Raw genomic sequence first — 6,701 nt, forward strand, 5'->3', positions numbered from 1 at the left:
GAAAACGGGAAAATAGGCTAAATGACGGTAACGATAAATCTTTAGTACCTTTAAATGATGAACAAAATAATATAATCCGAGTTCTTAATTTAAGTATTAAGTAAGAAAAGGCAGTAGTTACTTAACTACTGCCTTTTACTTATGACTATAAAAATTACGGATTTGGGGATAAAATACTGCAAAGCAGGGTAAAACACAGCAAAGCAGGCTTTTACATCTATACAGCAGGTACATAATGGAAAATAGGAGCGCTTATTAGCGCTCCTATTTTGATTTATAGTAATGGTGATGAGTCTGGAGATATTATTTCACAGTTAAAGTTACTTTACCAACACCTGAACCATATTCAACTTCCCAAACACCTTTTTCTAAGTGTGGAGGGAAATTAAAGGTACCAGATGATACACGTAAACCTGCTTTAAAAGTAAGACCTTGTTCGTGTAATTTTTTAACAAGCCATTGTAAAGAGTTTAATGGGTTATTTAATACTTCAGCAGAAACACCTGTAGCTACTTCACGACCATCGTGAGTTAAACGCATTTCAACTTTTGCTAAGTCATCAACACTTGCAAATAACTCGCTTGTATTGTGTTCTTGACCAAATACTACATAACCGCCTACAGAACCGTCAGATACAACTAAATGTTTCTTTAAGCTTGGGAACCAAGAAGAGAAGCGAGCGTCAGGTACTTCTAAACCACCAGCTACAGTTGTTTTACGAGCTAAATCTTCTAAAGTATCAGTAGGAAGTAGATCTTCTTTAGCAGTAAATACTAACTCACATTCTACTAGAGCTTCGTTTAAGTTAGCTAGTTCTAAAGTAGCTGGACCTTGAACAAAGCGAGTTTGTTCTAAAGCACCATACAATGGGCTATTTGAATTGAACAACTTCTGAGTGTTTTCAGAGGTTAATGAGACTTTATAGCCTCCAACAGGAGTATCTTTATAAGAGGTGAATTTAGCTTGGACAGCATAAGCTTGATCATCGTCAGCGACTACATCTTGCCAATCTTCTGCATTTAACGCTAAGTTGTTTTTATAAGCGTTAGCTAATTCACTTGCAAATTTTTCTTGTTGCTCTGTTAATTTAGGTAAATTTAAATTTGTCATATTGAACCTCGACATGCCTTACATAAGTTAAAAATTTTATTTATTTCTTATATTAAATCTTAAACCGTAAATTTGTGCGCGTCAATATCTAACGATAAAAAAAATTGCTAAAAAGTTATAACTAGTTGTTTTTTAGAAAGTAAGAAGCTTAGAAAACTCTTGGCAGGTAGAAATATACTTCCTTGCAAGATATTAATTAGAAGAAGCTGTAGTAATGAGGTAGATTCGTAGAGGAGAATAATCGGTTGTACTAGCTGGGAAGAATGTGCAGGAAGTGTGGCTAGCAATAAAATTTTGAGAATGTGAAGGAATGAGGTTGTTGAGATTGCTGTGACAAGCGTGATTTGTAGCTTATGAGTAGCTTATAACCTAGCAGAGAAAAGATTTTAAAATGTGGGGTTAAAAATATTTAGAGACAAAAAAAGTAACCAATGAGTTGGTTACGCTGATTTTCAATTTACTTTTAAGTAAAAGAAAAATGGTGGGCCGTGAAGGATTCGAACCTTCGACAAACGGATTAAAAGTCCGCTGCTCTACCGACTGAGCTAACGGCCCAAATAATAGGGTAAAAGAAATGGTGGGTCGTGAAGGATTCGAACCTTCGACAAACGGATTAAAAGTCCGCTGCTCTACCGACTGAGCTAACGACCCAAACTAATAAGGTAGAATGTAATAAGAAAAATGGTGGGCCGTGAAGGATTCGAACCTTCGACAAACGGATTAAAAGTCCGCTGCTCTACCGACTGAGCTAACGGCCCTAATTTTATTTTTATTAGGGCGGTTCGAGTTAATCTCGGCACAGCATCATTAAAGTTGGCTGCTACTCTCGTCCTGACCAGGTGCTCTAACTATCTTGCGAGGACTCGAACCATTGAAGAAATCTTTTTAAGTTGTCTTTTCAACAACGAGGTCTATTATATGGAATTAATCATTAGAATGCAATACTTAAAAATTTATTTTTTCTTAATCCTTTGAAAATTAGTAATATAAAATTATTGTTTTTTCACTAGAATTTCACTTAAAAATTGAATTAGCCAAGAAAAAATCTAATCTAATGCAATTTTTAAGCGATTTTTTTAATTTTTTGAAAAAAAAAATAGATTTTTTAAATCCTATTTCCTATTCATTAGAGCTTCTTGAGAGATGAACTACACAGAAATGCAAGGTGGATAAATTGTACAGCTTTTAATGTAGATCAATTATATAGATAGATCTGTAAAGTAAATTGATTACGTATGACTGTAAGGTAGATCAATGACATAAATTAGTTAATCTTTGATTATTGACGGGGTAAATTTTTTGCAGTTACTCTTCTGAAGAAAATAAAAAAATATTGTTTGAGGTAGAGCAAATAAAGAGTAAAACATTTTTACCATTCTAAGCTGATGAATTAGTAGTTAAAATTATATAAATCTACTTTCAATTTAAAGGAATTAATTTTTCTCTGCACTCAATTTGGAGACGTTTCAGTTAATACTTGTTTGCCAAAATTCTGACATTTTTCGCTTGGTTATTTTCTGTCTAAGAGGTAAAAAAAATCCTTATAGATGTAGATATAGAAAAGACGTAAAAATAAACAATAGACGGAATTTTAGGGAAAAAGATTTTGCTCTTTTTTATCTCTTTTTAAATAAAAGTATTAAAAAAGCTAGAAATAGGTTTATAAGATAATAGTCTGTTAAAGCAAAAAATTATTTTTTTCTTTTTAATTTTATGCTCTATAATGGGAGCTCATTCAATTAAAAGGTATTTTTAACTTAAGAGGTTAAAGATATCCAGATAGTACTATTAAAAGCAAAATTTTAATTAAAATTTGCTGAATTGAATCATCTTTTAAAATCAAATAAACTCATTAACTTATAACTAAAAAGTTGGTAAATCGCTATAAATCTTCTGGTAAAGGTTTATGGCTTTTTTGCCCTTAATCAGAATAAAAACGCCATGATCGAAAATATTTATGTAACTAAACGCGACGGTAGACGTGAACCACTTGATCTTGAAAAAGTACACCGCGTGGTAACATGGGCTGCTGAAGGTTTAAATGATGTTTCTGTATCTTTAGTAGAACTTAGATCTCAAGTGCAGTTTACGGAGGGGATGAAAACCTCTGATATTCATGAATTGTTAATTAAATCAGCAGCTGATTTAATTTCAGAACAAAATCCAGATTATCAATATCTAGCTGCTCGTCTAGCGGTATTCCACTTACGTAAAAAAGCTTATGGTGGTTTTGAACCTCCTCACTTATATGAGCATGTAACTAAATTAGTAAATTTAGGGAAGTACGATAAAGAACTATTAGAAAAATTCTCAAAAGAAGATTTTGAAGTAATGAATGATTTTCTAGTTCATTCTCGTGACCTAGATTTCTCATATGCAGGAGTTAAACAATTAGAAGGTAAATATTTAGTTCAAGACCGTGTAACTAAACAAATTTACGAATCTGCTCAGTTTTTATATGTACTAATTGCTGCAAGTTTGTTTGCTGACTACCCTAAAGAAACGCGTTTAGACTATATTCGTCGTTTCTATGACGCTGCTTCAACATTTAAAATTAGCTTACCTACGCCAATTATGGCTGGGGTACGTACACCAACACGTCAATTCTCTTCTTGTGTATTAATTGAATGTGATGATAGTCTAGATTCAATTAATGCAACTTCATCAGCAATTGTGAAATATGTTTCTCAAAGAGCTGGTATTGGTATCAATGCAGGACGTATCCGTGCAATTGGTTCAAAAATCCGTGGCGGTGAAGCTTATCACACTGGGGTAATTCCTTTCTATAAATTATTCCAAGCTGCAGTTAAATCTTGTTCACAAGGTGGGGTACGTGGTGGTGCTGCTACAGTGTTCTACCCATTATGGCACCGTGAAGCACGTGAGCTTTTAGTACTAAAGAATAACCGTGGGGTAGAAGATAACCGTGTACGTCAATTAGATTATGGGGTACAAATTAATGGTTACTTATACAACCGTTTAAGAACTAAAGATGGCGTGATTTCATTATTCAGCCCTTCTGAAGTTCCTGGGTTATATGATGCTTTCTTTGAAGATCAAGAAGAGTTTGCACGTTTATATGAACAGTATGAAAAAGATACTTCAATTCCTCGTGTAACTGTTCCAGCTGTTGATCTATTCTCTTCATTAATGCAAGAGCGTGCTTCAACTGGTCGTATCTACATCCACAACGTAGATAACACCAATACTCACTCTGCATTTAATAGTAAAAAAGCACCAATTCGTCAATCTAACCTATGTTTAGAGATTACGTTACCAACTAAACCTTTAAACAGCATTTATGACGAAGAAGGTGAGATCGCTCTATGTACTCTATCTGCATTTAACTTAGGTGCGTTAGAAAACTTAGACGAACTAGAAGAATTAGCGGACTTAGTAGTACGTGCATTAGATTCTTTAATTGATTATCAAAACTACCCAATTAAAGCTGCAGAAATCTCTACGCTACGTCGTCGTTCTTTAGGTATTGGCGTAATTAACTATGCTTACTACCTAGCTAAAAATGGCGTGAAATATAGTGATGGTTCTGCTAAAGATTTAACGCACCGCACTTTTGAAGCAATTCAGTATTACTGCTTAAAAGCTTCAAACCGTTTAGCAAAAGAAAAAGGTGCATGTGAATACTTTGGTGATACAACTTACGCTCAAGGTCTATTACCAATTGATCACTATAATAAAAACATTGATAAAGTTCACCCTGGTGATTTAGTTTACAATTGGGAAGAATTACGTACTGATATCGCTCGTTGGGGTTTACGTAATTCTACGTTAACTTCATTAATGCCTTCAGAAACTTCTTCACAAATCTCAAATGCAACTAACGGTATTGAGCCACCACGTGGTTTTGTTACGATTAAACAATCAAAAGACGGTATCTTACGTCAAGTAGTTCCTGAAATTGATAAATATCGTAATAGCTATGAATTACTATGGACATGGCCTGATAACCGTGGTTACCTAGAATTAGTTGGGATTATGCAAAAATTTGTTGACCAATCTATTTCAACAAATACTAACTATGATCCTGCAAAATTCCCAGGTAACAAAGTACCAATGCAACAATTATTAAAAGATCTATTACTTTGTCATAAACTTGGTATTAAAACTCTTTACTACCATAATACAAATGACGGTGCTTCAGATCGTACTGATGACGATTGTGTTGGCGGTGCATGTAAGATTTAATTTTTATGAGGATTGCTTTTTAAGCTAGAGGGATAGCCCAAGTAATTGAGAAGATAAACAGAAAGGAAGAACTCTAGAAGTAAAGAATGGAGTTTATCTTCTCGAGCTTGCTTGGAAAGTTGATCAATTTAGTCTAAAAGGCATTCTCACACTTTCACTCTAATAGATAAGGAATATTTATGGCTTATACAACCTTCTCGCAAACTAAAAACGACCAGTTAAAAGAACCAATGTTTTTTGGGCAAAACGTTAACGTTGCTCGTTATGACCAACAAAGATACCCTATCTTTGAAAAACTAATTGAAAAACAATTATCATTTTTCTGGCGTCCTGAAGAAGTGGATGTAACTCGTGACCGTATTGATTACAATTCTTTACCAGATCATGAGAAACATATTTTTATTTCAAATTTAAAATATCAAACTCTATTAGATTCAATTCAAGGTCGTTCCCCAAACGTAGCTCTATTACCTCTAGTTTCTATTCCTGAATTAGAGACTTGGATTGAGACTTGGACTTTCTCTGAAACAATTCACTCACGTTCATATACGCACATTATTCGTAACATTGTAAATGATCCAGGTGAAGTATTTGATGATATCGTAACTAACTCTGAGATTGTAAAACGTGCACGTGATATCTCAAAATATTACGATGATTTAATTCGTGATACCATGCTTTGGACTATTTACGGTGAAGGTGAATATGAAGTTGATGGTGAGAAAATTCAAGTAACTTTACGTAAACTTAAAAAAGAACTTTATTTATGTCTACATTCAGTAAATGCTCTTGAAGCTATTCGTTTCTACGTTTCATTTGCTTGTTCATTTGCTTTTGCTGAACAAAAACGTATGGAAGGTAATGCGAAAATCATTAAATTAATTGCACGTGATGAAGCATTACACTTAACTGGTACGCAACACATTATCAACTTAATGCAACAAGGTGATGGTGATCCGGAAATGGCTGAAATTGCAAAAGAATGTGAGCAAGAAGCTTATGATCTATTCTTAGCAGCAGCTAACCAAGAAAAAGAATGGGCTGAATACCTATTTAAAGATGGCTCAATGTTAGGTCTAAACAAACAAATTCTGCAAGAATATGTTGAATATATTACTAACATCCGTATGGAAGCGGTAAACTTACCATTACCATTTGCAAAACGTTCTAATCCAATTCCATGGATGAATAACTGGTTATCATCAGAGAACGTACAAGTAGCGCCACAAGAAACAGAAATCTCTTCATACTTAGTTGGTCAAATTGATTCTAAAGTAAATGTTGATGATTTAAGTTTTGACGATGACGATCTATAATTAAATAAAGAGGAGAGAAGCTAAGCTTCTCTCCTCTTTACGTTTACGTGATTTACCCTATTCTCCCGA

Annotated in this window: 3 protein-coding genes and 3 tRNA genes; 2 read left to right on the plus strand and 4 right to left on the minus strand. The window is 33.9% G+C overall.

Annotated features, from left to right (window positions below):
* Window positions 1–303: 303 nt before the first annotated feature.
* The 4 genes from CKF54_RS06200 to CKF54_RS06215 form a co-directional block, all read right to left on the minus strand.
* Window positions 304–1,110 carry a 2-keto-4-pentenoate hydratase gene (locus CKF54_RS06200; RefSeq protein ID WP_119525499.1) on the minus strand — a complete coding sequence of 269 codons (807 nt, stop codon included), beginning with the start codon at window positions 1,108–1,110 and terminating at the stop codon, window positions 304–306.
* Between the two features lie 479 nt (window positions 1,111–1,589).
* A tRNA-Lys gene (locus CKF54_RS06205) sits at window positions 1,590–1,665 on the minus strand.
* 20 nt (window positions 1,666–1,685) lie between these two features.
* Window positions 1,686–1,761 (minus strand) — tRNA-Lys (locus CKF54_RS06210).
* Window positions 1,762–1,792: 31 nt separating this feature from the next.
* A tRNA-Lys gene (locus tag CKF54_RS06215) sits at window positions 1,793–1,868 on the minus strand.
* Window positions 1,869–3,051: 1,183 nt separating this feature from the next.
* Between CKF54_RS06215 and nrdA the strand changes: the two genes are divergently transcribed.
* Window positions 3,052–5,316 carry a class 1a ribonucleoside-diphosphate reductase subunit alpha gene (gene nrdA / locus CKF54_RS06220; RefSeq protein WP_119525500.1) on the plus strand — a complete coding sequence of 755 codons (2,265 nt, stop codon included), beginning with the start codon at window positions 3,052–3,054 and terminating at the stop codon, window positions 5,314–5,316.
* A 179-nt stretch (window positions 5,317–5,495) separates the two neighbouring features.
* Window positions 5,496–6,632 carry a class Ia ribonucleoside-diphosphate reductase subunit beta gene (gene nrdB, locus CKF54_RS06225; protein WP_119525501.1) on the plus strand — a complete coding sequence of 379 codons (1,137 nt, stop codon included), beginning with the start codon at window positions 5,496–5,498 and terminating at the stop codon, window positions 6,630–6,632.
* Window positions 6,633–6,701 lie beyond the last annotated feature (69 nt).

The sequence above is a fragment of the Psittacicella hinzii genome (assembly GCF_003585885.1).
Classification (GTDB): Bacteria; Pseudomonadota; Gammaproteobacteria; order Enterobacterales; family Psittacicellaceae; genus Psittacicella.